The 26,758-nt window shown below is 37.0% G+C and carries 23 protein-coding genes and 1 riboswitch; of the genes, 15 read left to right on the top strand and 8 right to left on the bottom strand.

All coding sequences use genetic code 11. The features are described 5' to 3' along the window. Positions 1 to 639 precede the first annotated feature (639 nt). Positions 640 to 1,266, top strand: a complete 627-nt coding sequence (locus AB3H93_RS08145) for a hypothetical protein (protein ID WP_010720766.1) — start codon at positions 640 to 642, stop codon at positions 1,264 to 1,266. A 171-nt stretch (positions 1,267 to 1,437) separates the two neighbouring features. Here AB3H93_RS08145 and AB3H93_RS08140 read toward each other — a convergent pair whose 3' ends face one another. Beyond that, positions 1,438 to 2,547 (bottom strand): ABC transporter ATP-binding protein, encoded by a 1,110-nt coding sequence (locus AB3H93_RS08140; protein ID WP_010720765.1) that lies wholly within the window; start codon positions 2,545 to 2,547, stop codon positions 1,438 to 1,440. 175 nt (positions 2,548 to 2,722) lie between these two features. Between AB3H93_RS08140 and mgsA the strand changes: the two genes are divergently transcribed. Next, the gene (gene mgsA / locus AB3H93_RS08135) at positions 2,723 to 3,148 is read left to right on the top strand and encodes a methylglyoxal synthase (protein WP_014834468.1); all 426 of its coding nucleotides are present in this window, start codon (positions 2,723 to 2,725) and stop codon (positions 3,146 to 3,148) included. A 155-nt stretch (positions 3,149 to 3,303) separates the two neighbouring features. Next, a riboswitch (THF riboswitch) is annotated at positions 3,304 to 3,402 on the top strand. A 37-nt stretch (positions 3,403 to 3,439) separates the two neighbouring features. Then, a complete protein-coding gene (locus AB3H93_RS08130; RefSeq protein ID WP_010720763.1) occupies positions 3,440 to 3,976 on the top strand; it encodes a folate family ECF transporter S component in 537 nt (178 codons plus the stop codon). A gap of 330 nt (positions 3,977 to 4,306) precedes the next feature. Here the strand turns inward: AB3H93_RS08130 and AB3H93_RS08125 are convergent, their stop codons facing one another. Together AB3H93_RS08125 and AB3H93_RS08120 are read right to left on the bottom strand one after the other, a co-directional pair. Next, on the bottom strand, positions 4,307 to 4,738 hold the full coding sequence (locus AB3H93_RS08125) for a thioredoxin family protein (RefSeq protein ID WP_094940096.1): 432 nt from the start codon (positions 4,736 to 4,738) through the stop codon (positions 4,307 to 4,309). A gap of 13 nt (positions 4,739 to 4,751) precedes the next feature. Further along, complete coding sequence (locus AB3H93_RS08120; RefSeq protein ID WP_096709997.1) at positions 4,752 to 5,594, bottom strand: hypothetical protein; 843 nt, start codon at positions 5,592 to 5,594, stop codon at positions 4,752 to 4,754. A gap of 299 nt (positions 5,595 to 5,893) precedes the next feature. Between AB3H93_RS08120 and AB3H93_RS08115 the strand changes: the two genes are divergently transcribed. Continuing rightward, a complete protein-coding gene (locus tag AB3H93_RS08115; RefSeq protein ID WP_368020412.1) occupies positions 5,894 to 6,784 on the top strand; it encodes a helix-turn-helix domain-containing protein in 891 nt (296 codons plus the stop codon). A 283-nt stretch (positions 6,785 to 7,067) separates the two neighbouring features. On the opposite strand, the gene AB3H93_RS08110 is transcribed toward AB3H93_RS08115, so the two are convergent. Further along, positions 7,068 to 8,834: an ABC transporter ATP-binding protein gene (locus AB3H93_RS08110; protein ID WP_034700602.1), complete on the bottom strand. Its 1,767-nt coding sequence runs from the start codon at positions 8,832 to 8,834 to the stop codon at positions 7,068 to 7,070. Between the two features lies 1 nt (position 8,835). After that, entirely contained in the window at positions 8,836 to 10,551 is a 1,716-nt protein-coding gene (locus AB3H93_RS08105; protein ID WP_096709999.1) for an ABC transporter ATP-binding protein, read from the bottom strand. Between the two features lie 374 nt (positions 10,552 to 10,925). Here AB3H93_RS08105 and AB3H93_RS08100 point away from each other — a divergent pair, with 374 nt between their 5' ends. From AB3H93_RS08100 to AB3H93_RS08070, 7 genes are all read left to right on the top strand, one after another. Continuing rightward, on the top strand, positions 10,926 to 13,694 hold the full coding sequence (locus AB3H93_RS08100; protein WP_088745473.1) for a sigma 54-interacting transcriptional regulator: 2,769 nt from the start codon (positions 10,926 to 10,928) through the stop codon (positions 13,692 to 13,694). Between the two features lie 76 nt (positions 13,695 to 13,770). Next, the gene (locus AB3H93_RS08095; protein ID WP_010720759.1) at positions 13,771 to 14,190 is read left to right on the top strand and encodes a PTS sugar transporter subunit IIA; all 420 of its coding nucleotides are present in this window, start codon (positions 13,771 to 13,773) and stop codon (positions 14,188 to 14,190) included. Positions 14,191 to 14,202: 12 nt separating this feature from the next. Beyond that, a complete protein-coding gene (locus tag AB3H93_RS08090) occupies positions 14,203 to 14,673 on the top strand; it encodes a PTS sugar transporter subunit IIB (protein WP_010720758.1) in 471 nt (156 codons plus the stop codon). Between the two features lie 17 nt (positions 14,674 to 14,690). Beyond that, positions 14,691 to 15,470 (top strand): PTS mannose/fructose/sorbose/N-acetylgalactosamine transporter subunit IIC, encoded by a 780-nt coding sequence (locus AB3H93_RS08085; RefSeq protein ID WP_010720757.1) that lies wholly within the window; start codon positions 14,691 to 14,693, stop codon positions 15,468 to 15,470. Continuing rightward, positions 15,457 to 16,278, top strand: coding sequence for a PTS system mannose/fructose/sorbose family transporter subunit IID (locus tag AB3H93_RS08080; protein ID WP_010720756.1), 822 nt, complete (start codon positions 15,457 to 15,459; stop codon positions 16,276 to 16,278). Before AB3H93_RS08085 ends, AB3H93_RS08080 begins: the two co-directional genes overlap by 14 nt. 16 nt (positions 16,279 to 16,294) lie before the next feature. After that, a complete protein-coding gene (locus AB3H93_RS08075; RefSeq protein WP_368020411.1) occupies positions 16,295 to 17,344 on the top strand; it encodes an SIS domain-containing protein in 1,050 nt (349 codons plus the stop codon). A gap of 12 nt (positions 17,345 to 17,356) precedes the next feature. Further along, positions 17,357 to 18,358: an SIS domain-containing protein gene (locus AB3H93_RS08070; RefSeq protein WP_010737180.1), complete on the top strand. Its 1,002-nt coding sequence runs from the start codon at positions 17,357 to 17,359 to the stop codon at positions 18,356 to 18,358. Between the two features lie 170 nt (positions 18,359 to 18,528). On the opposite strand, the gene AB3H93_RS08065 is transcribed toward AB3H93_RS08070, so the two are convergent. The 3 genes from AB3H93_RS08065 to AB3H93_RS08055 form a co-directional block, all read right to left on the bottom strand. Then, positions 18,529 to 19,173 carry a lytic polysaccharide monooxygenase gene (locus tag AB3H93_RS08065; RefSeq protein WP_010720753.1) on the bottom strand — a complete coding sequence of 215 codons (645 nt, stop codon included), beginning with the start codon at positions 19,171 to 19,173 and terminating at the stop codon, positions 18,529 to 18,531. Positions 19,174 to 19,516: 343 nt separating this feature from the next. Next, positions 19,517 to 20,164 carry a lytic polysaccharide monooxygenase gene (locus AB3H93_RS08060; RefSeq protein ID WP_010737182.1) on the bottom strand — a complete coding sequence of 216 codons (648 nt, stop codon included), beginning with the start codon at positions 20,162 to 20,164 and terminating at the stop codon, positions 19,517 to 19,519. A gap of 133 nt (positions 20,165 to 20,297) precedes the next feature. Further along, positions 20,298 to 21,170 (bottom strand): helix-turn-helix domain-containing protein, encoded by an 873-nt coding sequence (locus AB3H93_RS08055; protein ID WP_178285705.1) that lies wholly within the window; start codon positions 21,168 to 21,170, stop codon positions 20,298 to 20,300. A 217-nt stretch (positions 21,171 to 21,387) separates the two neighbouring features. Here AB3H93_RS08055 and AB3H93_RS08050 point away from each other — a divergent pair, with 217 nt between their 5' ends. The 4 genes from AB3H93_RS08050 to AB3H93_RS08035 all read left to right on the top strand — a co-directional run bounded on the left by AB3H93_RS08050 (position 21,388) and on the right by AB3H93_RS08035 (position 26,127). Then, entirely contained in the window at positions 21,388 to 23,121 is a 1,734-nt protein-coding gene (locus tag AB3H93_RS08050) for a glycosyl hydrolase family 18 protein (protein WP_368020410.1), read from the top strand. A 559-nt stretch (positions 23,122 to 23,680) separates the two neighbouring features. Further along, positions 23,681 to 24,700: an NAD(P)H-dependent glycerol-3-phosphate dehydrogenase gene (locus AB3H93_RS08045; RefSeq protein WP_094940103.1), complete on the top strand. Its 1,020-nt coding sequence runs from the start codon at positions 23,681 to 23,683 to the stop codon at positions 24,698 to 24,700. A 31-nt stretch (positions 24,701 to 24,731) separates the two neighbouring features. Further along, positions 24,732 to 25,601 carry a UTP--glucose-1-phosphate uridylyltransferase GalU gene (gene galU, locus AB3H93_RS08040; protein ID WP_034700586.1) on the top strand — a complete coding sequence of 290 codons (870 nt, stop codon included), beginning with the start codon at positions 24,732 to 24,734 and terminating at the stop codon, positions 25,599 to 25,601. A 169-nt stretch (positions 25,602 to 25,770) separates the two neighbouring features. Beyond that, positions 25,771 to 26,127, top strand: coding sequence for a hypothetical protein (locus tag AB3H93_RS08035; RefSeq protein WP_081128528.1), 357 nt, complete (start codon positions 25,771 to 25,773; stop codon positions 26,125 to 26,127). Positions 26,128 to 26,758 lie beyond the last annotated feature (631 nt).

Raw genomic sequence — 26,758 nt, 5'->3', positions numbered from 1 at the left:
TGTATCTAATTTCATTAGATTATTCATTCATGATGATTTTGGAAAAACAATAAGAGTTTATTTCAGGGATGTTCCTGTCTATTTAAAAGTAATTTTTTTTATCGTGTTCATACTGTTGTTTTGGTGGAGCTATCCTTATAAAAAAGAAAAAAATTTTTTTGATTGAAGTAAAATAACCAAAAATAAACCTGTCATAAACTTCAGTGAGGGTGGACGGGTTTATTTTTGTATTAAAATCAGCAACCATTAAAATGGATTATACTTCAAGAGGGTGAGCCCAGTGTATCTCGTTGTTTTAGTGTATACCTTAGGGTAGGGAATTAGAATGATACTGGGGCTAAATAGGGTTCCAGGAAATATTGTTGTTGACATGTACATAGAGCGTACTTCTTTTTTGTATTTGTCTTTCATCTATATAGACAAAAATAAAAGGAGATGATGTAGCTAGCAGAGACTGTAGTTTAAAACATATTTCTTGTATAAGCTTCATTCAAAATTTACTTTATCTGGTGTCGGATAATTGAATACATGAAAAAGGCTCATTCAACATTTTTCTGATTGATGTGTCTTGACACATTTTGTTGTTAAAGTTAAAATAAGACATCATAAAGGTGTCAAGACACATTAGGAGAGAAAAAAATGAAAAAAAAATCAGTACGATCCCTGACTATTTCTGCCTTGTTGATAGCTATGGGGGTTATTATTCCAATGGTTATGCCAAAAATCATGATTCCACCTGCTTCTTTTACTTTGGCTTCTCATGTACCCATATTTATTGCGATGTTTTTTTCACCAGGAATTGCGATTACCGTTGCTTTGGGTACAACATTTGGCTTCTTTTTGACCACACCAGTGATTATTGCGCTACGTGCATTATCTCATTTGATTTTTGCAGTGATTGGTTCTTGGTATTTGCAAAAGAAACCAGAAATCGTTTTAAAAAATGGCCAATTTACTTTAGCCAACTGGCGCTTCCAAAGTTTCAATTTTGTGATAGGTATCATTCATTCGATTGCGGAAATGTTAGTGGTTAGTGTCTTTTTCTTTGTAGGGAACATGCCAGAAACTTATTATTCTGAAGGCTATTTTTATACAGTCTTTATCCTAATGGGGATTGGTGGGTTGATCCATAGTTTAGTCGATTACAATATTGCTTATTTTGTAGCCGGAACATTGAGCAAATACTTTGATATTCCAGTTTTCACTAAAGCTAAGCAAGTAAGTCAGAAGACACCTTCAACGAAATCAATCAAGAAAATGGCTTGAAAAAAGTACCATTATCAATCAGTTTTTCCTCTTTAACTAGAGATAACTCCTTTAAAATGAATAAGCCGAAAGTGCTGTGTATGAACACAGCACTTTCGGCTTATTTTTTATAGTTCTAGCTTTTGGCATAGTTTCTGCCAAAATTTACATCAAAAGCTGATTTTTTAATTTTTATGGCAATCCGATCACTTCTTCAGTTGATTTGTCAAAGAAATGTCCTTTGCTGATATTGAATGCTAAGTCGACCATTTCCCCTGGTTTATGGAAGTCACGTGCATCGACTTTTGAAATAAATTCAGTTGTACCTGTTCGGGTATAAAGCATGGTTTCTGCACCTAACAATTCTGATACAACAACTTCTGAATGAACAACTGCTTCGGGTTGTGCTTCTAACACCACTTGTTCACTGTGGATATCTTCAGGGCGAATACCAAAAACAACTTCTTTCCCTTCATAGCCTTTTTCAACTAAGACTTTGTTTTTTCCTTCAGGGATTTTTAATTTTAAGCCATGACCGTCACTGATTACTCCATTGTTTAAAGTAACGTTGAAGAAGTTCATTGCAGGTGAACCGATAAAGCCTGCGACGAACATATTGACTGGTGTGTCATACACTTCTTTTGGCGTACCGATCTGTTGGATAAAGCCATCTTTCATGATAACGATACGATCTGCCATCGTCATTGCTTCTGTTTGGTCGTGGGTTACATAGATGGTTGTTGTTTCTAAACGTTGATGGAGTTTGGCGATCTCAGCACGCATCGCTACCCGTAATTTTGCATCTAAGTTTGATAATGGTTCATCCATCAAGAAAACTTTTGCGTCACGAACGATGGCACGTCCTAAAGCAACCCGTTGACGTTGGCCACCTGAGAGAGCAGCAGGTTTACGTTTCAAATATTCAGTAAGCCCTAAAATCTCAGCAGCATTTTCTACCCGTTTTTTGATGTCTGCTTTGTCATACTTTCTCAACTTCAACCCAAAAGCCATATTGTCAAATACAGTCATGTGTGGGTATAACGCATAGTTCTGGAATACCATAGCGATATCACGATCTTTTGGTGCTACATCGTTCATCACTTTACCGCCGATGCTTAATTCTCCTTCCGAGATATCTTCTAGCCCAGCAATCATTCTTAATGTAGTTGATTTTCCACAACCAGAAGGTCCAACAAAGACAATAAATTCACGATCATCGATTGCTAAGTTAAAATCCGTTACGGAATAATTTTCTGCGTTGTCATATTGTTTGTATACATGTTTCAGTGCCATTTCTACCATGATTCATTCCACGCTTTCTGTTTAGTTTTAATGTTGAATTAAGTATAAATGAAAGCGTTATCTATGCTCAATGGCAACTTGAACAAGAATTGATTGTCTTTTTGGGCAATATGCTACACCTTGAGGTAAAATAGAGAGTAGGAACAAGATGTTGAGAGAGGAAAGGATGATCAATATGAAAATTGCTTTAATAGCTCATGACCGCAAAAAGCCCTTGATGATCAAGTTGACAACCGCATATAAGGCAATCCTGGAAAAACATGAATTATTCGCAACTGGGACAACAGGTGGTAAAATCACCGAAGCAACTGGCTTAAAAGTCCATCGCTTTAAATCCGGTCCTTTAGGTGGTGACCAACAAATTGGTGCAATGATCTCAGAAGATCAATTAGACCTCGTGATTTTTCTGCGAGATCCGTTGGCTGCACAGCCTCATGAACCGGATGTGACTGCACTGATCCGCTTATCGGATGTTTACGAAATTCCTTTAGCGACCAATATTGGAACAGCAGAAGTACTGTTGCGAGGACTAGAAGCTGGCTTTCTGGATTTCCGTACTGTAGTTCATGAGTTAGAAAATCGACCGTTGTCTCTGGAATAAAATTCGTTATTTGCTATTGATCGTCCATTTATGTTCGTTGAATGTGTGATTTTTCACGAACATGAATTGCTTTTTATTCGGGAATGTATGTTTTTTTATTTACAGTCGTGTGTGATCTATGCTATAGTTTTGCTGGGAATGACTTCCCAAAAATAAACAGAGTAGAAAATAAAGCGTTAAGTGCTGAGAGGATGGGATGTTGCCTCTTTGACGAAGGACAAGTTGTTCGCGGTTTTATTTTCGCATTCGCTGCATGTAGGATGTAGCAGCTCTTAAAGGAGATGCTAAGAAATGAAGAAAAATCGGTTAGACGCACGCATGATCGCTATCATGGGTTTGTTGATTGCTTTGATGGTCACTTTATCCCGTTTGGTATCGATCGAAACCCCTTTTGTGAAGATCAGTGTCACATTTATTCCACAAATGATCATGGGGATTTTATTTGGCCCGTTTTGGTCTGGAATTGGGGGTGTATTAGCTGACTTAGTAGGAATGGCGTTATTTTCAAAAACAGCTTTCTTTATTGGCTTTACTTTGAATGCCTTTATCGAAGGAGCAATTTATGGTTTCTTTTTTTACCGAAAAGAGATTACTTGGAAAAATTCGCTATTAGCTACACTTTCGGTCACGCTGATCATTAATTTGCTATTGACTCCTTTGTGGCTAGCGATGATGTATCATGTTCCATTATTTAGTTGGATCGTCTGGGCACCAAGGTTATTAAAAACAGTCGTTTGGATTCCTATTCAAACCATTGCGATGTATTACGTCGGACGTAGTATTCCATACAAAAAGATTTTAAGAAGTATGACTCTTCACGCAAAATAGTCAACTCAGAAACCAAAGAAGCAACCTTCCCATCCCAGAAGGTTGCTTCTTTTGCTTATTTATTGTAAGAAAGGAGACGTTTATTTCTATAAAATAGTGAACAACGATTGAAAGAGATGATATATGGCCATACCACCTAGAATACTACTGATGATGGTCAAAAGGATTGTGACACTTTTAGAGGGCTTTGTTAATGAAAGATAGTAATAGGCAAGCCCAATTTGAAGATTGAAGTAGAAAATAGCACTTCCAGATCTAAAATTAGGGAAAAGTGTCATAATAATATTTATACACAGTGATATCTTTAACAATTCTTTGTACAAATTTTTTTTAGCCATTTAGGATAAACTCCTCGATTGCTTTTTCATTTTTAAGGCCAATTATTCGATCAATAACTTTCCCATCCACAATTTTTATTATGGCCGGGATAGAATTAATTCCTAAGCTGTCAGCCATTATTTCCAACTTATCCTCATTCTCTTTACGAGCGTTATCTGTATTATAATATCCCATAGATTGGTGCTGGTTGTTTAGTACTTTTCGCAAAATAGGCTCAAATTCTTTACATTGGGGGCATGTAGGTCTCCCTACATAAACAAATAAAGTATCCTTTCCATTCATTATTTTTTCTAAAGAAATACTATCCACTTCATATAAACCTTCTTTAGATGTTGCCATTTGAGTATAGACATATAAAATAGTAGGTAAACTAAAAATAATTAAAATGAAACACATCAATTTTTTTGGATTAATATTTATCATAAACACAACCAGTTTATAATTTAAAACATGCGACTACTCCACCGATGGCACCACCAGCAAGAGCGACAAAACCTGTTATACAAGCAGCACATACTAATGGAACTGCAAGACAAGCAGCAGCACATGTAGGGGCAATGATGTTAGCAACTGCACGGCTTATTCCTAAAACAATTGCTAGACAGGCTGCTTTTTCAGCCATTCCACGGGCTTGCTTCAAATGAAGAAACTCACTTTGAACTTCTTGTAACTGTTTTTTCAATTCATTATTTGGTATAAATTTATCTTCAAGAATTTGGTGAGTCATTTCTTCGCCATTGGAAAATGTTCTAATCTCGAAAGTATCTTTTTCTGATTGAGTGATCAAAGATTCTTGGACTCCCTTAATGTTGTACATCATATCAAAGATTACCGTAACACTGCTGAATAGATTATAGTGTTCATTTGTGATTGGTACAGTCAATGAATAATAATCTTTATTTTCTCCATTTTCACTTATAATTTGTAACGCTGTAGCATTGTCCAATGTTAAATATTTTTCTGAAACATGTAATTGAATAGTAGAGTCAAGTTTAGATGAAAATACGTCCATTAGTTTGTTTTTTTCTTTCGAGCTAATTTCTTTTGCTGTTTCAGACAAAATAACCATATTTTTAACGATTGATGTAGCTTCTTTCGAATTTATACCAGGAACCGTCACTGGATTACTTTCAAAATAGGTACTAATCGTTTGTGTCATTGGCACATAGTCAGTCTCTTGAATCATCTCTGCATTGACAATCATAGAAAAGTTAGGAATGATAAAGGAAGCTAGAGTTATAACAGCAATAAGACTTATAATGAATTTGTTTTTTAACATATTTTTTTAATTCCTTTCGATGATCCAGTTTAAGTAAAAAATAGTTACTCTTAGTCGTGTGAATTCTTACATAACATTTCTTTTTTGTACTTTGCAGTAAAAATAAGCACTTTATAACAATTTAGTGAATAAAACATAATCACCAAATAACTATATTCACAAATCTCCTGATATTTTCTCCTTTACTATTATTTAAAGCGCTTTTATTGCTTGTATCCATAGTATAGAATGAAAACGAGTAAATTATTTTATATGGTATCAATAGTCACATTGAATTTAAAAAAGGAAGTGAACGACGAATGGAAATTCATGAATTACTACGTAAATTTCGAAAGGAAAGGGGGTTATCTCAAAAAGAGTTAGCACATAAAATAACTTCTAGAGAATCTTTAGTAAAATACGAAAGTGGTAAAAATCAGATTCCATTGATTCCTTTATTAGCTTTTTTAAAAAAGATGAACATTGAGTTAGACGAATGTTTATTTTATTTAAATAAAATAAACGGAAATCATCCAAGACAAAAGTTAAATCAGCTACTTAGTCAATTGGAAGATGTCAAGTTACCAATTGACGACCGATTAAGAAATTTAGAATTAGATATCAAAAAAACAAAAAGCATTGTTGAAAAGCGGAATTATCTAATAGCTAAAGGCTATCAATGGCATTTACTACCGAATGATGAAAGAAAGTTTACCCTACATGATAAGGTTTATATCAAAGCGATCATGAACCATCTAGAAAAAGTAGCAGAATATGGTCGTTTTGAAATAGTCACATTTACTTCACTGGCTTTTCTTTTTACAACAGAATTTATTCAAATGCAAGCTTCGAAAGTAGAAAGAATGGGTGATAACGAAAATTTTCTCTCTTCACTTTGCACGTTGTATCATGTTCTCTTTCTTTTAATGCTAGAAAGAAAAGAAAGCGGCTATTCAAAAGAATATTTAGAAAAATTAAAGATGGTTCGAGGTAGACTAGTGACACCACAAAAAACAGAGGTACACGAAAGGTTTGACGATTTGCTACTGAATAGCTTGGTCGAGCGTACAGCTAATCCTAAGCAATTAACAGATTTTTTTATGGGGATTAGGTTAATTGGTGCAACTCAACTTGAAGAGGAGTTTCTTTTAGCTTTAAAAAAATATGAGAGACTTTATGGTCTTTCTCTTTTACCTTCAATTATAGAATAAAAACCGTTGGTAGTAAGGAAGTTTTGGGCAGCTAAGCTATTTAAAGATGAGCTAGGGATGAAATGTTTTGCTTTTGTTTTTTTATGAAGAAGTATAGTTTTGATAACCATTTACATATAAAGTGAGTCATGTCGCAAAGACGTTGTTCATGTTTTAGGAGTGAATGAATAGGTTCTTTTAATGCTTTTCTCTAATAAAATAATAACTGTCCCACAAAAGTTAGTGAAAAACTAGCTCTTGAGGGACAGTTACACTGATTTATTACAACTACTTTTTGATTCAGTTAACTATTTTTAGTAAACTGCGCTTGATATAGTTGATGGTAGTACCCGTCTTTTTGTAGTAATTCATCGTGGGTACCCATCTCAACGATGGCGCCTTGCTCCATGACTAAGATTTGATCGGCATTTTTGATTGTCGATAAACGGTGGGCAATCAAAAAGCTCGTTTTGCCTTCCATCATTGTTAAAAAGGCATCTTGAATTTTCTTTTCCGTCAAAGTATCGACTGAACTAGTTGCTTCATCTAGGATCAACATAGGAGGGTTGCTGATCATTGTACGGGCGATCGTTAACAATTGTCTTTGTCCGTCAGAGATTTTCAGTCCTTGTCCGCCGATTTTTGTTGCTAACTTTTCAGGCAAGCGTTCCACAAATTCATACATATACGAAGCTTTGAGTGCTTGATTGATTTCTTCATCACTAGCATCTGGATTGCCATACTGTAGATTTTCTTTTAACGTACTGTCAAAGAGCCAAGTATCTTGTAAAACCATTCCAAAGCTTTTTCGCAAGCTATCTCTTTGGATATCTCGAATATCATACCCGTCGATCGTAATGGTTCCACCTGTCGCATCATAAAAACGCATCAACAGGTTAACTAACGTGGATTTACCAGCACCAGTCTTACCTACAATCGCAATCGTTTGCCCTGGTTTAGCAACAAAACTGAAATTTTCGATCAATCGTTGACTTGGTTCATAAGAAAAGGATACATGATTGAACGCTACTTCACCTTTGATTGTTGCTGGATTCAACGCATAAGCATTAGGTTCATCTGGCGTTTCTTCGGGTTGATCGATGAGTTCAAAGGCACGTTCTAATCCAGAAAAAGCGGTTTGGATCTGTGTCGTGATTCCAGAAAGTTCAATAAACGGTTTAGAAAACTGACTAGAATAGATCGTGAAACTAGAGATCACACCGACTGTAATGGCTGAGCCACTTCTTAATGCTAGTAAACCACCAACTAATCCAATCGAAAGATAAGCTAAGTGATCCACAAAACGAGAAGACGGATTCGTCAAAGAAGAAGAAAATTGGGCACGTTGTCCTTTTTGATAGAGATCAGTGTTCAATGCTTGGAATTGTCGTTGATTCATTTCTTCTTGTTGAAAGGCTTTGACGATTTTCTGATTCCCGATCCGTTCGGTAACAAAGCCAGAGATATTCCCGATAATCTTTTGTTGATTGTCAAAGTCGTTTTGTGATGCACGGGCAACGATCCAACTCACAAGAAAAATGATCGGTGTGGAGCAAATCACGACGAGTGTCAATAAAGGACTAAGGCGTAACATAAATATAAAAGACAAGACGATGATAGCCACGCCGGCAAACATTTGGTTAAACGCCGCAGAGATCGCAATGGAAATATTATCCATATCGTTGGTAAAACGACTAACGATATTCCCGTGTGAATTTTGATCATAGTAACGAAGCGGTAATTTATTCAAACGTGCAAAGGCATCTTTTCTTAATTTTGCTACGGAAAGATAAGCCAAGCGATTACTTAAGACTTGGATCAGCCATTGACTGATCACGTTGATCAATACGATCCCGCCAAATAATAATAAGAGGTGGAACAATTGAGCAAATCGGACTTGACCTGCGCCGATCATTTGGTCAATACTTTGACCAATCTGTAAAGTCATTACCACAGTAGCGATCCCGTTGATGATCCCTAAAAGGATCGCAAACCAGATATCTTTTGAATAGGCTGTAAGGTAAGGAACGAATCGTTTGAGGGTTTTCCAGGATAATTTTTTTGTTTTCATCTTATTCTTCCTCCTGTGATGCGACGATTTCGCGATACTCAACGGAATCCTTCAATAAATCTTCATGTTTCCCTTGCGCAACGATCTTTCCTTGATCCATCACGAGGATCTTATGTGCTTCTTGAATCGAGCGGATTCGTTGAGAAATAATAATGACTGTCGTATCTAGTGAGGTTTGTAATGCTTTTCTTAAGTTAAGATCGGTTTGATAATCTAACGCGCTTAAAGAATCATCTAAAATCAATAATTCAGGTTTGGCAATTAACGCACGTGCAATCGTTAGCCGTTGTTTTTGACCGCCAGAAAAGTTTTTTCCGTTTTCCATTACTTTTGTTTCTAATCCTTTAGGAAGTTGTCGAACAAAATCTTCTGCTTGAGCAATTCTAAGAGCTTCCCAACATTCTTCATCTGTGGCATCTTCTTTTCCCCATTGAAGGTTTTCACGGATAGTTCCAGTGAATAAAACAGCGGTTTGAGGAACTTGTGAGATTTGGCTTCTTAAAGGATCAAGTTTCCATGAGCGAACATCCACGTCATCAAAAGCAACGGAACCTGCGTTGACGTCATAGAAACGTGGAATCAATTGAGTTAAAGTTGTTTTTCCGCTACCGGTTGGTCCAATGATCCCCAAAACCGTGTTTCGTTTCAAAGCAAAAGTAATGTCTTGTAAAGATAATCCTGATTTTTCAGTATAACGAAAGTCGACATGTTCAAATTGAACGATGTTTTCGGATTGGAAATTCGGTGTCAAGGCATCTTCTGCATCTGTCAGTGTGGTGTCAGTTTCTAGGACTTCTTTGACCCGATTACCTGAAGCTTCGGCCCGGGTAAAGATAACGACCAGGTTAGATACGACGATCAATGCCAGTAACATTTGATTCATGTAATTAATCAACGCAAGGACTTGACCTTGTTGCAAATGTCCGATATTGACTTTGATCCCACCAACAGTCAACAAACAAATAATACCGATATTCATGATCAATGTGGTAGCCGGTGATAAGAGAGCTGAGATGTTTGAAACACGTAAATAGTTTTTAGCTAATTCATCGGTGTCCTCATCAAAAGTATCAATTTCTGTTTTTGTGCGGGAGAATGCCCGAATTACACGAACACCGCTTAGATTTTGACTAACCGTTTCATTTAAACGATCCAGTTTTTCTTGGACTTTTTGGTACAGTGGAATTGTTTTTTTGATGATAAAGTATAAAATGATTGAAAAAATCGGTAGGATAGCTAAGAAAAACAAGCCGATTTCCCAGTCAATCACAAAGGCCATGACGACTGAACCGATACTTAGAAATGGCGCACGGATCAATAAACGGATTACCATGGCTAATGCTAATTGGAGTTGGTTGATGTCGTTCGTCATTCGAGTGATCAATGTATCTGTACCAAAATGATTTAATTCACTATGTGAAAAGGAATTGATTTTCTTGATTAGTTGATTTCTAAGCTCAGTACCAAATCCTTGTGAAGCTATTGAAGCATAATATTGACAAATGATCGCACAAATCAATCCAACAACTGACATCACGACCATCCAGATCCCCATTTGGATGATCACACCACGATCATTCATCTTTAGACCGTTATCAATCAATGAGGCCATCAATAATGGCAAAATCAATTCAAAGACAGCTTCTAAGAATTTAAAAACGGGACCCAGAATGATTTGTTTACGGTAATCTCTTGCATAACGCAATAACTGAATCATATGATTCCTCCTAAAATATATTTACCATTAGCTAAGAAAAAGCCAAATAAATTTTCTCGAATTTCTTTCTTAGCTACTTAAACGGTAGGCACAGATTTAAGAGAAAGGGGAGTCAGTTGCAAGAAATTTCTGTCTATTTTACATTGATGACCCTTTGTCTTAAACGAGTACTTTCCTATGTATAAGTAGGTACTCTCACATTGTATCTTATGAAATTTAGAATGAAAAGTGAATAAGCCTTTTCATAAATGAAACTTTGAAGTGAATTAGCAAAAAAAGTCATTGACGAATCTCGTTTGTTTCTCCTTCTTTTTAGATAAAAATAGCTATTGACAAAATGAATGCGTTTCCTATGATGGAGAAGAGGTGAGAGAATGTTAAAAGAAGAAATCCAAGATTATTTAGAAAATCAAACGGCATTTATCGATTTAGCACAATTAAGTGATGTTTTTACAGCGAAATATTTAGCAGCATACTTTAAAGTGAAACGTAATACGGTCAGTCATTATCTTAATCAATTAAATGAAGCTGGCATTTTGGTTAAGATCAATTCTCGTCCGGTCTATTACTTTCATAAAATGGCTTTTGAACAGCAATTTTTTGCTTTAAGTAAAACGTATTATGCCTCAACTGAAGAAATAAGGGCTGAACAGCCTATTTTTTCAAGAAGTAAAGATCTGTTTTCTTTAGTGATCGGTCACGAAGCAAGCCTGAAAGAAAGCATTGAACAAATCAAAACAGCTCTTTTTTATCCAGATGGTGGGCTACCTGTGTTATTAACTGGAGAAAGTGGTACAGGGAAAAGCTTCTTAGTCAATATCGTTTATCAATACTGTTTAGAACATGATCTCTTACCAGAAAATGCGCCTTTCGTGACGTTGAATTGTGCCCAATATGCCGACAATCCAGAATTGTTGACGAGTAATTTATTTGGACATGTCAGTGGAGCTTACACCGGTGCGACACAAGATAAGGTTGGCGCTTTTGAGGCAGCCGATGGGGGATTATTATTTTTAGATGAAGTTCATCGACTTAGCCCTGAAGGACAAGAAAAATTGTTTACGTATCTGGATCAAGGGATTATTTATCGAATGGGAGAAACGAATCAGGGGAAAAAAGTCGATGTTCGGCTCTTCTTTGCAACGACTGAAGAAGTCACCAAACATTTTCTGCCCACTTTTATGCGTCGGATTCCTTTTAAGATTGATCTGCCTTCTTTACGTGCTCGTGGAAAAGAAGAACGATTGGAGCTGATTTATTCTTTTTTCTTAAATGAACAAAGAAAAATCGAGCGACCAATGAAAGTGAGTGGGCAAGTGCTGTCATTATTGACGAACCAAAGTTTTTCGGGAAACATCGGCGAATTGAAAAATAGCGTAAAAGTAGCTGTAGCCAAAGCATTCGCTGAACAAAAAGAGGAAGAGAGCCTATCGATCAAACTCCAACATTTACAAAGATATCTTTTGAAGGTTCCCCATCAAGACAGCCCAGCCCAATCAGCTGTGTGGATCACTGAGAAAAAAGAATTAGCTCATTTGGTTGAAAAAAGACAACCAGAACAGGAGCGAATGATCCGCTGCTTTGAACAACTATTATTGACCTTTAAGAAAAATGGCGCAACAGTAAGTAACTGTGAAGAAAAATTAAAAGAAGAAGTCGTTTATTTATTTGATTTTTTACTCTTTGAAACGAGTCGCCAAGAAAAACATGAACTACTAGTCTACTGGTTGCACTCCATTCGAGAAACGCTAAAACAAATGGAAAGTGCCTATCAGATCAAGTTTGATGGTAACAGCGTCTATGCGCTAAGTTATTATCTCTATCAAAGAAGCACAGTAAAGTGGTTACCAGAAGATGGAGAAATCGAACAATTGATCAAGGAACTAGACCGCCAGTTAGAACTAATGTATCCAGCAAACTATCACTACGCCCATCGGATCTTGGAATTGACACAAGCCAAGTTAGATTTAGAAGTTACTTTATTAGATCATATTTTATTAACGATCTATTTGAGACGGACGAAATGGACAAAAGAACAAAGTGTGCCTAAAGCAATCATTGCTGCTCATGGTTATGCTACCGCTAGTAGTATGGCAAACGTCGCTAATCGACTGTTGGGAAATGATCTGTTTGAATCCTTTGATATGCCCTTAGATGTGACTCCCCAACAAATTGCGGATGAAATGATTGATTACAGTAATCGTCATGATATCTCTAATGGACTGATCATTTTAGTTGATATGGGCTCGCTAAAAGAAATCCATCAACTATTCAAAGATCAGGTCTTTGCCCCAATCGTTATTTTGAATAATGTGACAACACCATTAGTTATCAGTATTGGAGAAAAAATGCAAAAAATGACTGATCTGGAAGAAATCGTCAAGGAAGCGGTGGCCTCCTTGGAAGCAGAGTGGACGATCATTTACCCTCAAAAAAATAAACAAAAAGCATTACTGATCACTTGCATGACGGGGATCGGAACGGCTGTCCATATGAGTGAACTACTTGAAAAAAGTTTACCAGCAAACAGCGCACTTAAAATCATCCCTTATGAATACCAAGTATTAACCCAAAGAAAATTAACGGAATCGGTTTTTTCGATGTATGATGTGATTGGCATCATTGGGACAACGAATCCTCAAATCGACACGATGCCATATCTGTCGCTAGAGTCATTGATTTCAGGAGAGAAGATGGATGAACTTGTTCAATGGCTGGCTCCTATTTTTTCATTGAAAGAACAAGCTAACTTTGATCAGCAATTTGTCCGAAATTTTTCATTAGAAAAAGTACTGGAGTCGGTGACGATCCTTGATACAGAAAAAGTGATGACAGAAATCGAGCTGTTTATGCGCGAATTGGAGATGCGTTTTGATAAGAACATCACGACGCCACAAAAGATCGCCCTTTTTGTCCATGTCAGTTGTTTGATTGAACGATTGATCAGGCAGATCCCGATTGAAAGTTACCATGGTCAAGAACAGTTGTTACAGTGTCAAAAAGAAACCTTGGATCGAATCAAAGAAGCATTTAGTGTCATCGAAGAACATTATAGTGTCACGATTCCACCATCAGAAGTCGCTTATATTTATGATATTCTCGAAAATGTAGAGGATAAAATAGGCTCAGAAGAAGAATTTTAATCGTAAGCAAGATACCGCCACTATGTTGGCACGTATCTTGCTTTATTTGTAGTGAGAGTAAGAAAGAGGTGGAAACATGGAAAGAACAATTATTCTAGCCTCCCATGGACGTTTTGCTTCAGGGATTTTAGATTCTTTGGAACTTATTTTTGGTAAAACGCATTCAATCCTAGCGTTAGATTGCTATGGAACTGAAACGTTTGATTTAGCAAAATCAGTGCAGCAATTGATCAACGATCATCAAGGGCAGGAGTTGATCATCATCACTGACTTATTTGGTGGCAGTGTAAACAATGAATTTTTGCAGTACATTAACCGACCGAATATCTACTTGATTGCTGGTTTGAATCTGCCATTGTTGATTGAGATTGCCACAAAAATTGAGACAGCTGATTCAATCGTTGAATTGATCCATCAGGTATTGAATGATTCAAAAGAAATGATCCAATTTTGTAATGAAAGTATCGAAAAAAAAATGGAAGAAGAAGAATTTTAGGAGGGATTGGAAATGATTATTTTAACAAGAGTCGATCATCGTTTATTGCATGGTCAAGTCGCTTTTTCTTGGACACAATCAATTGGCGCAGATTGTATTTTGATCGCAAATGATGATGTGCCAAACAATGAAATACGCAAAACAACCATTAAGCTGGCAAAGCCACAAGGAGTGAAACTAGTGATCAAATCGATTGAAGATTCGATCGCTGCATTACAAAGTGGCGTAACGGATAAATATAAACTATTTATCGTAGTAGAGTCTGTGAAAGATGCGTATCAATTAGCAAAAGCTTGTCCACAGATCAAGCAAATCAATTTAGGTGGGATTAAAGCAAAGGAAGGAACGCGGAGTCTAGGTAAAGCGGTCAACGTATTACCTGAAGAAGAAAAATTGTTGGAACAAATGATCGCTGATGGGATAGAAGTAGAAATTCGTCAAGTACCAGCAGATAAAAAAATAGCAGCAAAGGAAGTCTTATGAGAAAGGAAGAATAAAAGATGATCCTACAAGCAATTCTTTTAGGTCTGGTTGCCTTTATTGCGCAATCAGAGTATGCGTTAGGAACTTCCCTGCTTTCTCGTCCGATCGTAACGGGATTATTTACAGGGATTGTTTTGGGAGATGTAAAAACAGGTATTATTATGGGAGCAACTTTGGAATTAGCTTTTATTGGTTCATTTTCAGTTGGAGCATCGATTCCACCAGACGTTGTGACCGGTGGAATCTTAGGAACTGCATTTGCCATTACTGCAGGAGCAGGAACAGAAACAGCATTACTATTAGGTTTACCAATTGCGACACTTACCCTTATTTTAAAAAATGTTTATTTAGGACTATTGATTCCGATCATGAACCACAGAGCAGATCGTTATGCGGAGGATGGGAATTATAAAGGGGTCGAACACATGCACTTATTAGCTGGTTTCGGCTTGTCATTGATGCTTGGTCTGGTAGTCATGATTTCTTATTTAGTCGGAAGTCAAACGATCGGGAATCTCTTAGCGAAAATACCAGATTTTGTGCAAAACGGCTTGACCGTTGCAACTGGGTTGATTCCAGCGCTTGGATTTGCCATGCTGGCACGTTTATTGATCAATAAAAAAGTAGCACCTTATTTCTTTTTAGGCTTTGCTGTAGCAGCTTACTTAGAGATTCCAGTAACAGGTATTGCCATCTTTGGGGCGATCTTAGCCGTCATTGTCGTCAATATCATGAACGTACGTCAAGTATCCGTTCAAACTTCAGCAGGGGAGGTAGAAGAGGATGAAGACTTCTAATCAAGAAGAACACAAAGTGACCAAAAAAGAATTGAATCAGGTCTTTTGGCGCTCATTTCAAATGGAATTTTCATGGAACTATGAAAGACAGATGAATATGGCCTATGTCTTTGCCATTATTCCCATCTTGAAAAAGCTCTATCATACCAAAGAAGAAATGTCAGCGGCGCTTAAACGCCACTTGGAATTTTTTAACACGACACCACATATCGTGACCCTGATCTTAGGGATCAATGCAGCAATGGAAGAAGAAAATAAAAATGACCCAGAGTTTGATGTAACAGCTATCGATAGTATCAAGACCTCACTAATGGGTCCTTTAGCAGGGTTAGGCGATTCATTCTTTTGGGGAACGTTGCGTTTGATTGCGACGGGTGTTGGGACTTCGCTAGCACTACAAGGAAATATTTTAGGACCAATTTTATTCCTTTTGATTTTCAATATCCCTCATGTTTTGTTTCGTTACTTGGCAACAAGTTGGGGCTATCGACTAGGTACTGGATTTTTAAAGAAAATCCAAGCAAACGGAATGATGGAAAGTTTAACGTTAGGTGCTTCAATCATTGGATTGATGGTAGTTGGCGGAATGACTGCGACGATGATCGATATCAATATTCCTTTGAAAATCGGAACAGGTGAAAATGCCGTCACGATCCAAAGTATTTTTGATGATATCGTTCCTCATATTTTAAGTTTAGGTGCCTTTGGAGCAGTCTTTTATTTATTGAAAAAAGAAGTCAAACCATTGATGATTTTGATTGGATTAGCTATTTTTGGGATTGCTGGTTCATGGATTGGTATCTTTTAGAAAAGGAGAGAACAAGATGGTCACAATGCTTGATTATATTCATGAAGAAAAAACAGCTTTATCAGCGATTCTTGAAAAGAATGATTCGTCACTTCATGTGTCTTATCAAAACATGCAACACGTTCTGATTCTGGCGACAGGTTCTTCGTATAATGCTTGTCTTGCTGCAAAGCCGGCACTAGAAAGATATGGAGACATCACTGTGGATATCCAAGAACCTTATCATTTTAATCATTATGGGAAATTGTCAGAAGAAGTTGACACAGTCATCGCTGTTTCTCAAAGTGGGAAAAGTGCTTCGACAGTCGATGCCATTCGAAAGATCCGATCATCAAAACGACGGACGATCACTTTAACTGGAGATGATCAAAGTCCGATCACCAAAGAAGTGGATCAAGTGATTGACTTGAATATGGGCGTGGAAAAAGTGGGGTTTGTTACCAAGGGCTATTCAGCAACCGTTCTTCAGTTGATTCTCTTAGGTCTAGCGATTGGAACCAGTAAAGATCGAATAACAGCAGCGCAAAAAGAAGAAAAACTAGTTCAACTAAGAGAAATCGTGATGAAAATTCCTCAGATCATTGCGCAAACAGAACAATTTTTTGAAAAAAATGAAGCACTCTTTCGTGTAGCAAAACGATTTATTGCGATCGGGTATGGACCGAATTGGGGAACAGCGAAAGAGTTTGAAACCAAGTTTACAGAAACTGTTCGGGAACCTTCCCAAGGCTTTGAATTAGAGGCATACATGCACGGTCCGTATTTAGAAGCCAATCCTGGTCATATCCTATTCTTCCTGGAAACCGATAGTGATAGTCAAAAACGTTCCCAGCGATTAGCACAATACATGAAACAATATGTTGGACAGGTCATTGTTGTAACGACTGAAGGAGAAACGACTGAGAATCAGCTTAGTCTGGGAATCACTAGCGAAGAAGAACTTTCTGTTTTAGCTTTAGTTGTACCGATCCAAGTTTTGGCTTATAAAATTGCGACTGCTAAAGGGATCGATTTAGGTCAAAGAATTTTTGATGATTTTGATGAAGTATTAAAAAGTAAAATTTAAGAGGTGGAGACTATGTTAAAATTCAATGAACAAAAACAAATCGAGGATATCAATGGGGCGCTAGCTTTACGTCCGCAAGTGGAACAAATCATTGACGGATTGGGAGAGGGATTCGATGCAATTTATTATTTAGGAATCGGCGGAACCTACGCGTCAGCGATGCAAGCTGTGACTTATATGAATGGTAAAAGTAACCTGCCTGTTTATGTCCAACATGCAGCAGAATATTACACAACTGGCAACAAACGCCTAACAGAAAAATCAATTGTTGTCTTGTCTTCAGTTACCGGTACCACGCAAGAAGTCGTGCAAGCGGTCAAAGAAATTAAAACAGTGGGTGCGACACTGATCGGGTTTATTGATACAAAAGAGAGTATTCTCGCTGAACTTTGTGACCATACGATCACTTATCCTGCACCTGGAACCGAACAAATCAAATTCTTTATGGTCGCAGATCGTTTGATGTATAATCATGGCGAATTTGAAGACTACGAAACCTATTATCAACAATTAGAAGAGCACTTAGCAGTTGGCTTAGTCGAAGCCGAAAAACAAGCAGATGCTTTTGGATTAGCGTTTGCTGAAAAACATCGTCATGATTCGATGCACTATTTTATCGGTGCAGGGAACCAATGGGGCGCTGTCTATTCTTATGCGATGTGTTATTGGGAAGAGCAAAGTTGGTTGCCTTCTAAATCGATCCACGCTGCTGAATTTTTACATGGTACGCTAGAAGTGATTGAAGAAACGACACCAGTGACGTTGTTCTTAGGAGAAGATGAACAACGTGTACTTGCAGAAAGAGTCGCAAACCTATTACCAAAAATCTGTGCAAATTATACATTGATTGATACAAAAGACTATCCAATTGAAGGAATTGACGAAAGTTATCGTGGACGTGTCCTTTCTTATTTGCTGATGCATGCGGTGACGCAACGAATCGATGCGCATATCGAGCAATTAAATTGTCACCCCTTAGAAATCAGAAGATATTACCGTCAATTTGAGTATTAAGCGACACAATCAGTTCTAAGAGGAACGATTTCGTAAAATAATAAAATAAAACATACCAATATGAATCGTCTGTCAGTGAAATAAACGGTTCATGCTGGTATGTTTTTTTGTTATGACATGGATCAAGTGAGCGATTTGATCCGTGTATTGATATGTTGATAGAAGAATTTTTATGAATTGTTTGATAAGTCAGTTAAGAGATTACGAGGTTGGATATTCGCATCAATCACATTGTAAAAGGCATTTGAAGTATCATTCACATCCCAAACGGCTAAGATGACATGATAACCGAGATGATCACCTGGAATAGTGATCGTGTGTGTTAGATTTGTGTCGGCATCTTTCCCGTGACCGTCTACCTCACCTATAAATTGAAATTCATCGCGGGATAATGGTTTGTTTGGATTCCAATTATTTTTCGTGATATAGTAATGCCATTTAGCTGTTTTATGCGCGGCAGTATAAGACCAAGTGAATTTCGTTGGACCAGTTGAAAGGTTTTGTTTTGTCCAAATAGTAGCAGTTTGTTTGTCTAATTCAAATCCTTTGACACCATTTGCGGAAGCAATTTTTCCATCTGCAGGTCCACCATTTGGGAATCCTTTAGGTGCTTCTAGTGATTGTGGCTCAGTAATTATTTCACCGTATTTTTCAAGAGCTGCATGCCAATTCTTCTTACTGTCTAATTCTCCTTGATAGGCACGACTGATAGGTTTCTCCACATAACCGTGAGCATCCACATTAACTGTCGATAAGGCAGTTAAACCAGTTGTTGCTAAAACGAGACCTAATCCTACGACTAAACTTTTTTTCATCTTGATTCCCTCCATCAATTGCTTATTATGTGAAATAAATTTTTTCACAAAAATAGTATAAAACGATAGGAGAAGAGGGTTAAATATTGTTTGTTATTGCAACAAAAAAAGTATGGTTCCTAAAAAAGTACACTCAGTTCGATATCATGAAAAAGCATTCGATAAAAGATAACTTCTTTCTGATACGCTCTTATTATTGATGAGTGGCAAAAGTGAAACGAAAAAGATCCCACGATGTTGAGCCTAGCAATGCTAGAACTACCCATCGTGGGAAAGAATGAGCAAATGTTTTCAATAAACAGTAAAGAAAATGAAGAATGATTGATTGTTCAGTTAAAGAGAATCACATGGATTCATTTAAATCATTTAAGATACTACGAGGTTGGATATTCGCATCAATGACATTGTAGAAGGCATTTGATGTATCACTTACATCCCAAACTGCTAAAATCACATGATACCCTATCCGGTCATTTGGGATCGTAATGGTGTGAGTTGGACTCGTGCTAGCTTGCGCACCTTTTCCTTGGACTTCGCCGATCAATTGAAGTTCATTGCGAGAAAGTGGTTTATTCTGGTTCCAACCTGGTTTAGTGATATAGTAATGCCATTTACTAGTTGGGTGTGATTGCGTATACTTCCAAGTGAATTTTGTCGCTCCCCCTGTTAAATTTTGTTTCGTCCATAGACTAGAAGTTTGCTTATCTAATTCAAATCCTCTTGCACCATTTGCAGAAGCGATTTTTCCATCTGCTGGTCCACCTTTAGGGAATCCCTGAGGAGCTTCTAGTGATTGTGGTTCATTAATGATCGGACCATATTTTTGAACTGCGAAATCATAGCCAATGTTTTCTTTATCCAATTGACCTTGATAGGCACGGCTAATTGGCGAGATAACATAACCATGTGCTGAAACATTGACGGAAGATAATGTTGTCAATCCTGTCGTTGCTAAAACCAAACCTAACCCTAATAAAGAACTTTTTTTCATATTATAACTTTCCTCCAAAATGATTTTTATGAAAAGGTTTTCTTTTCATGAATTTAGTATAACGAGGAGAACAGTAAGCTTAGATTGTTTGTCTAGCATTACAACAAAAATAACATCTTCCGGTTCGTTATTGTTAATTAGCTTTGTTTTGTAAACTGCTTTCAATCAATGAATTTTTGAGATTACTAAAATATTCTTTAGCATTAGTCAAATCTAACCACTCAAAAAAACGAAGACCCTTTTCGATTTCCGGGATGGCTGAATGATCGCCATCTGCTAATCGATCCAAAGCCGCAAATAATTTATACTGGGCAAGATCAATTGACTGTTTGTGGTTTTGCGTTAATCTTTTCAGTTCGCATAGAAAAAGTTTTCTAAGAATCGCAGAATGACGGTTAAATGAGAGGCGTAAACCATTAAGAATAAAATTAGAGAAAAGTTCTGAATAGTAGGTAGCGTCTATGTACGTTTTCATTTTTGATACACTGGTTTGAAAGAGATGGATGATGTATTGATCATCAAAAATAAACAAACAGTTTGAAAAAATCGTTAGTTCAAAATGTCCCCAGGTTTCAATTTTTTCAAGATAATTTTTGATCACAAAAATTTCTTCTTCTATTTTCAAATTGGTATCAGTATGGTTGTAGAGGTAGTTCATAATCAATTTTCGTTGGGCATAAATCAAACGATAGTAGATGCTGCCTGTTTTTTCGTATTCGTTTAGTAGTTCTAATTCTTGTTCGTGAGTGATTTTTTTGGATGAGATGAGATAGTTGGTTAATTTTTGTTTATTCGTAAGTGAATTGCTATTAAGAAGAAATTGATACTCTTCTAAAGTAATGTTCATTCGTTCAAGGTAGTTAACTAATAGTTCAAAACTGATCTTTGTTCCTCTTGATTCAAACGCTGCAAGGGTTCCTCGTTGTGAGATACCTCGTGTCAACTGTTCTTGTGTTAAGCCACGTTCTTTTCTTAACTTACGAATCAGAGACGAATGGTTAGTCATATCTTTATCCTCCTAGTGTTTTTTTATATATATTGTAGATGTTTTTTTAAATATATCACAAATGTAATAAAATTTAAATAAAGCGTCATTTTTGCGCGCTTTTAAAGAAAAAGTGCGTAATCGATTATTTGGGTGTTGCAATACTATGCAAATAATTGTAATCGTTTTAATTGGTGGTGTAATATGTTATGTAATAAAGAATAATGGAGGCGGTTTGATGAAGAAAAAACTAGTATTATTTTCTGTAGGCGTGTTTAGTGCAATAGTAAGTGGAGGTACGACGGTTTTTGCAGCTGATGCAGCAGACACGATGCCTGACCTCGCGAATAAACAAATTGCAGTCGGATACTATCATAACTGGCAAGCGGAACAAGGCGCAGGCTATCAAGGAGGTCGTCCAGCCGACATTGATTTGGCCAAAATAAATCCTTTTTACAATGTAGTGACGGTTTCGTTTATGAAAGGAGAAGGGATTCCTACTTTTAAACCTTATAATATGACGGATCAGGCCTTTCGTGAAAAAGTAGCAACATTGAATGCGCAAGGGCGAGCAGTCATTATTTCTCTAGGAGGAGCAGATTCACATATTGAATTACATCGTGGCCAGGAACAAGCTTTTGCGAATGAAATCATTCGGTTAGTAGAAGTATATGGCTTTGATGGATTAGATATTGATTTGGAACAAACTGCGGTGGCTGCTGGGGATAATCAAACAGTCATTCCGGCGGCATTAAAAATCGTTCGTGAGCATTACAAGAAAGAAAACAAACATTTTATTATCTCAATGGCGCCTGAATTTCCATACTTAAGAACAAATGGGGCATATGTACCATACATTACAGCTTTACAAAATGAATATGACTTTATTGCCCCTCAATTGTATAATCAAGCAGGCGATGGGATTAGTGTTGGGACGGAATGGATTGCCCAAAACAATGACAATAAAAAGTATGAATTTTTGTACGGGATTTCAAAATCATTTAATGAAGGAAGCGGTGGCTTTATCCAAATTCCGGCAAGTAAACTAGCTCTAGGGATCCCAGCTAACGAAGATGCCGCAGCGAATGGCTATGTTAAAGATCCTTCAAAGGTCTACCAAGTATTTGAACAAATGACAAAAGATCAAACGCCATTAAAAGGAATCATGACATGGAGTGTCAATTGGGACGAGGGCAGAAATAAAGCTGGGATTGCCTATAATCAGTCGTTTGCGAATGCTTATCAAGGATTGTTCAAAGAGCAAGTACCAGATACTGAGAAACCTTCTAAACCAGAAAATTTAAAAGGAACCGCAACGCAATCAAGCATTTCATTAAGCTGGTCAGCTTCTACTGATAATGTGCGTGTTTCTCATTATAATGTTTATCAAAACAAACAACTCATTGGCACTAGTAACACAACCAATTATACGGTGAGCAATTTATCCCCAGACACAACCTATTCATTTACGGTTGAAGCAGTCGATACTTCTGGAAATCGCTCAACATCGTCTGACGTATTAACGATCAGAACACAAGCTGGTTCACAATTACCAGCCCCTTCGATGCCAACTGGTCTAGTAGTAAAAGGTGTATCGCAAAACTCTGTGACACTCGGTTGGTCTGCAAATGATCCGAAAGAAGAGGTCATCGGCTATGAAATCTATCGAAATGGCGTTCTATTAACAACCACGATGACACCAGATTTTATAGACAAGGGATTAGTGTCTGATACGACATACACTTATCAAATCGCAGCAGTCAATTCTTCTGGTATTTCTAAGAAAAGTCAACAAGTGACAGCGAAAACGACAGCAGATAATCAAGCAGAAGAATGGAAAATTGGGAAATTATATAATATTGGTGATATTGTGACCTATAAAGGAAATCTTTACCGTTGTCGTAACATCCACATGGGACAAATCGGTTGGGAACCTGATGTGGCTTTAGCATTATGGCTGAAGATCAGTTAATAAAGTTAACAAAATAAAAAAAGAGTCAGAGTGCAGTATGTCAGGGCTATTACAATGAGGATGTAATGAGGACATACACATATAAAGCGCACTCTGATTTTTTTCCATAAAATTGTCAGAATCAAAAAAAGATAAGCCACGCAACCATTTTACATGCTCTGATCTAAATAGTTATTTTCAGTTGTTCAGGATGAGAGAATAAACAAAAGAAGAAAACACACAGTTCAATCTGAATTCTGGTGTTTTCTTCTTTTATCATTTAGTAACGATCGTACAAAAGTGATGGGACAAACGATGCAACCCATATCGCTGGAATAAAAATAACTGAAACATTAATTAAAATGGCGGTGTAACAGACCACATATTCTAGCCCCCCTTTCTAGTTGATTCAATGATTATTTATATGATAATTATAACGCTTTGAATGACATAAAATTAAAATGTATCTTAATACAACAATGTCAAGTGTTAAACAAACTGTTAAAACGGGAAAAATAGTTTTCAACATTTAGAGTATCTATACTATAATAGTTACTATCAACTATTTGGAGGAATATCAATGAAACAAAAAATTGCAGTTTTAGGCCCAGGCTCTTGGGGGACTGCTTTAGCGCAAACCTTAGCAGAAAACGGACATGATGTTCGTATTTGGGGAAATGTTCCTGAACAAATCGATGAAATTAATCAGTATCATACAAATAAACAATTTTTACCTAACCTAAAAATTTCCGAAACGATTATCGGTTATAAAGAATTAGCAGAAGCAGTGAAGGATGTCGATGCGGTTTTATTCGTTGTACCAACGAAAGCCATTCGTTCAGTTGCTCAAGAATTGATTGAGAAAATGAATACTAAACCAATCATCATTCATGCAAGTAAAGGGTTAGAGCAAGGAACACATAAACGCATTTCTGAAGTTATTGCTGAAGAGATTCCAGAGGAAAAAAGAAAGGCAATCGTCGTGCTTTCTGGACCAAGCCACGCGGAAGAAGTTGCTGTTCATGATATTACGACCATTACTGCTGCAAGCATTGATCAGCAAGCGGCAATCTATGTGCAAGATCTGTTCATGAATGATTATTTTAGAATTTATACGAATAATGATGTCATCGGAGTTGAAACGGGTGCGGCTTTAAAAAATATCATTGCTATCGGTGCTGGTGCCATCCATGGATTAGGTTTTGGTGATGATGCAAAAGCGGCGATCATGACTCGAGGATTAGCGGAGATTAGCCGTCTAGGAGTGGCAATGGGTGCCAATCCATTGACATTTATTGGCTTGAGTGGTGTAGGTGACTTGATCGTGACTTGTACAAGTGTTCATTCTCGTAACTGGCGAGCAGGAAATTTGCTTGGTCAAGGACATAAATTAGAAGAAGTACTTGAGAATATGGGAATGGTGGTTGAAGGAGTCTCTACCACTAAAGCTGCGGTTGAATTAGCGGAACAACTAGGGGTAGAGATGCCGATCACACAGACAATCTACAATGTATTATATAATGGAGAAGACATCAAACAAGCAGCCAAAGAAATCATGTTGCGAGATGGTAAAATAGAGAATGAATTTTCATTAAGCTAAGGGCTTATATTGAAATGAAAGGACGGGGTGTATGAAAGTTAAGAAAGCAATCATACCTGCAGGTGGTTTAGGCACGCGTTTTTTACCTGCGACAAAAGCAATGGCTAAAGAAATGCTTCCTATTGTTGACAAACCAACGATCCAATTCATTGTTGAAGAAGCGTTAAAATCTGGGATTGAAGATATTTTAATTGTTACTGGGAAAGAAAAACGTCCTATCGAAGATCATTTTGATGCTAACCTTGAATTGGAATTAAATCTGCGTGAGAAGGGAAAACTCGATTTATTAAGTACCATCAAGGAAACGGAAGCTGTTAATCTTCATTTTATCCGACAATCTTACCCTAAAGGATTAGGGCATGCAGTTCTTCAGGCCAAAGCATTTGTAGGAGATGAACCATTTGTTGTCATGTTAGGGGACGACTTGATGGTGGATCAAGTCCCTTTGACAAAACAGCTAATGATGGACTTCGAGGAAACTCATTCATCAACGATTGCAGTGATGGAAGTTTTGCCAGAAGATACAGGAAAATATGGAATCATTGATCCTGGAGAGGAAGAAAAAACTGGGTTATATCGAGTAAGAAAAATGGTAGAAAAACCTACTCCTCAAGAGGCGCCTAGTAACCTTGCCATTATTGGACGCTATTTATTAACACCAGACATTTTTCCAATACTCGAAACGCAAACACCAGGTGCGGGCAATGAAATACAATTAACGGATGCGATTGATACATTAAATCGCCATCAAAAAGTCTATGCAAGAAATTTTAAAGGGAGACGATATGATGTTGGTGATAAATATGGTTACATGCGAACCAATATTGATTATGGGTTACAACATCCAGAAATCGGCGCTGCCCTTAAAGAGTATCTGATACAACTTAGTAAAGAGTTATAATTTCTAAACTAAGGTACTTTTACTTGGTCTTATCTAGTTCGTTGCTTAAATTTTAGTAAAATACTTTTTGTTAGCTATTAAAATAAACGTCATTTTTCTTATTATGTAGTAATATAAAAGAGTTATGGCAAAATTGACTTTTAAATACAGAAAAGGTGTGTAGCTTTGTATGGGAAAATTGATTACAATCGGTCAAACACTTCTTGATGGATTGAAATGGCTGATGGAAGGAAATAACTGGTTGTTTTTGACTCCATTGGTGCTAATTTGTGGATATGTTTTCATTCAAATGGCTAGAAAAAAAGAGAAATTATTGATTTTTATCTGGTATTTAGCAACAATTTCTATTTTAAGTGTTATGCTTGAACTTGCTTTAGGTGCGTGGGAAGCTATGATTTTTGCTTTGATATTTATCATAGGTTATTTCATCATCTTTATCCCTTATTTCTTTAGAGGCATTCATATCGGCAAAAAAGGCAGACACACGGCTTCTCATCGCAGAACAAAACGATCAGATAAACGCTAAAAGCAGTGAGTTAAGAAAGTTGATCCATGTAGCTTGCAACTACGGTTATTGCTCGCTTGAGTTTTTCGTTAGAACAAAGCAATCGCTGGTTAAATCCATTTTATTTGGATGAGCGGTTGCTTTTTTGTCTGGTTTTAGGGTCTGAGTATACCATTTAAGGAATGGGAGTTAGCAAAAAGCAGTAGGGGAGAGTCATCCTGGTAGGCTAAACAAAAAATGATCATGACATGTTTAATTGTGGACGGCAAATTTATTTATTTAAGTAGATATTGGCTGTTATCATTGTTAAAAAATAAATCTAAAAACAAGAATCCTATCGTGATAGGATTCTTGTTCAGTTAAAAAAGTTGATTTATATGTCAAGAAAACAGACCATGGTTTTTTTATTTTTTCGGACTTGCACTTGTCTGATAGATTACTTAAAATGATTGAAGATAGAAACAGCAGAATAAAAAAAGGCTCCCTAATAGTTAGCGGCAACTAACTATCAGGGAATGACCAGTCACACGTATACACCCTGACCGATCATTTGCCATAGTCAATGCAAGGCATCGACCGTATTTATTGTACCTAATTTCTGGGGAGATTTCTACCCTTGTGTCGGTTTTTCGATGGTCGGTAGCTCGTTTAT

The organism is Enterococcus sp. C74 (assembly GCF_040887125.1).
In the GTDB taxonomy this organism is placed as follows: Bacteria; Bacillota; Bacilli; order Lactobacillales; family Enterococcaceae; genus Enterococcus_B; species Enterococcus_B hirae.
Note: the sequence above shows the minus strand (reverse complement) of the source record. Positions and strands in the feature narration are given on the sequence as shown.

Coding starts and splice junctions, on each gene's coding strand:
- AB3H93_RS08105 (WP_096709999.1), bottom strand. CDS start 10,551: ATGATTCAGTTATTGCGTTATGCAAGAGATTACCGTAAACAAATCATT.
- galU (WP_034700586.1), top strand. CDS start 24,732: ATGAAAGTTAAGAAAGCAATCATACCTGCAGGTGGTTTAGGCACGCGT.
- AB3H93_RS08140 (WP_010720765.1), bottom strand. CDS start 2,547: ATGGTAGAAATGGCACTGAAACATGTATACAAACAATATGACAACGCA.
- AB3H93_RS08070 (WP_010737180.1), top strand. CDS start 17,357: ATGTTAAAATTCAATGAACAAAAACAAATCGAGGATATCAATGGGGCG.
- AB3H93_RS08050 (WP_368020410.1), top strand. CDS start 21,388: ATGAAGAAAAAACTAGTATTATTTTCTGTAGGCGTGTTTAGTGCAATA.
- mgsA (WP_014834468.1), top strand. CDS start 2,723: ATGAAAATTGCTTTAATAGCTCATGACCGCAAAAAGCCCTTGATGATC.
- AB3H93_RS08075 (WP_368020411.1), top strand. CDS start 16,295: ATGGTCACAATGCTTGATTATATTCATGAAGAAAAAACAGCTTTATCA.
- AB3H93_RS08045 (WP_094940103.1), top strand. CDS start 23,681: ATGAAACAAAAAATTGCAGTTTTAGGCCCAGGCTCTTGGGGGACTGCT.
- AB3H93_RS08095 (WP_010720759.1), top strand. CDS start 13,771: ATGGAAAGAACAATTATTCTAGCCTCCCATGGACGTTTTGCTTCAGGG.
- AB3H93_RS08035 (WP_081128528.1), top strand. CDS start 25,771: ATGGGAAAATTGATTACAATCGGTCAAACACTTCTTGATGGATTGAAA.
- AB3H93_RS08060 (WP_010737182.1), bottom strand. CDS start 20,164: ATGAAAAAAAGTTCTTTATTAGGGTTAGGTTTGGTTTTAGCAACGACA.
- AB3H93_RS08125 (WP_094940096.1), bottom strand. CDS start 4,738: ATGATAAATATTAATCCAAAAAAATTGATGTGTTTCATTTTAATTATT.
- AB3H93_RS08100 (WP_088745473.1), top strand. CDS start 10,926: ATGTTAAAAGAAGAAATCCAAGATTATTTAGAAAATCAAACGGCATTT.
- AB3H93_RS08145 (WP_010720766.1), top strand. CDS start 640: ATGAAAAAAAAATCAGTACGATCCCTGACTATTTCTGCCTTGTTGATA.
- AB3H93_RS08080 (WP_010720756.1), top strand. CDS start 15,457: ATGAAGACTTCTAATCAAGAAGAACACAAAGTGACCAAAAAAGAATTG.
- AB3H93_RS08130 (WP_010720763.1), top strand. CDS start 3,440: ATGAAGAAAAATCGGTTAGACGCACGCATGATCGCTATCATGGGTTTG.
- AB3H93_RS08085 (WP_010720757.1), top strand. CDS start 14,691: ATGATCCTACAAGCAATTCTTTTAGGTCTGGTTGCCTTTATTGCGCAA.
- AB3H93_RS08090 (WP_010720758.1), top strand. CDS start 14,203: ATGATTATTTTAACAAGAGTCGATCATCGTTTATTGCATGGTCAAGTC.
- AB3H93_RS08115 (WP_368020412.1), top strand. CDS start 5,894: ATGGAAATTCATGAATTACTACGTAAATTTCGAAAGGAAAGGGGGTTA.
- AB3H93_RS08065 (WP_010720753.1), bottom strand. CDS start 19,173: ATGAAAAAAAGTTTAGTCGTAGGATTAGGTCTCGTTTTAGCAACAACT.
- AB3H93_RS08120 (WP_096709997.1), bottom strand. CDS start 5,594: ATGTTAAAAAACAAATTCATTATAAGTCTTATTGCTGTTATAACTCTA.
- AB3H93_RS08110 (WP_034700602.1), bottom strand. CDS start 8,834: ATGAAAACAAAAAAATTATCCTGGAAAACCCTCAAACGATTCGTTCCT.
- AB3H93_RS08055 (WP_178285705.1), bottom strand. CDS start 21,170: ATGACTAACCATTCGTCTCTGATTCGTAAGTTAAGAAAAGAACGTGGC.